1 protein-coding gene is annotated in these 589 nt (G+C 46.5%); it reads left to right on the top strand.

The annotated features are described in order from the left end of the window. The coding region (locus R7Z77_RS27020) for a flagellar brake protein (RefSeq protein ID WP_318137262.1) at nt 1-518 on the top strand (518 nt) is incomplete at its 5' end. Between the last annotated feature and the right edge of the window lie 71 nt (nt 519-589).

The raw sequence follows: 589 nt of genomic DNA, 5'->3' as shown, positions 1-589 counted from the left end.
ATATTTCCGATGAAGATTTGAAATTCTATTTTCAAGAAGGCTTTTGGATAAACGTAAAAGCGTATTCTCATCGTGGCGAAGGCGCCGTCATCCCTTTTAGGGCTCAGCTTCAACATCGCTTGGGCGACCCTTATCCCATTTTAGTGCTTAGCCTTCCCAATACAATGCAGGTATTCCAACTTCGTAAAGAAGTGCGTTATGAGGTGAATTTGAAAGCGCGAGTCCGCTTGGATGAATATCGAAGTGAGTGTGAGATCAGAGACCTGTCTCGCAGCGGCTGTCGTTTTGTGACATCGCCAATGAGCCGACCTTTACAAGTTGGCGACCGTATCACTCTAGACCTCACCATGCCGAGTGATGGTCGCCTGTTAGCGCCACTGAATGGTCGTATTTGTAACCTGCAAAAATCGACTCACTATGCCCGCTACGGAATGGAGTTTGATGAGGTAGGCAAAACTAACGCCAAGAGTCTGCTGAGCCATCTCAAAGTCGACGGCACGAAGCTGAAGTTAAAATAAATTCGAACGGCCTAGAGCCATGAAGTTGCTAGAGCACGTATTCGTTCTTGAAAAACGAGCATTAAAAAGGC

The sequence above is a fragment of the Vibrio sp. 1401 genome (assembly GCF_033340295.1).
The sequence above is the reverse complement of the archived record's forward strand: the minus strand, read 5'-3'. Positions and strand labels throughout refer to the sequence as shown.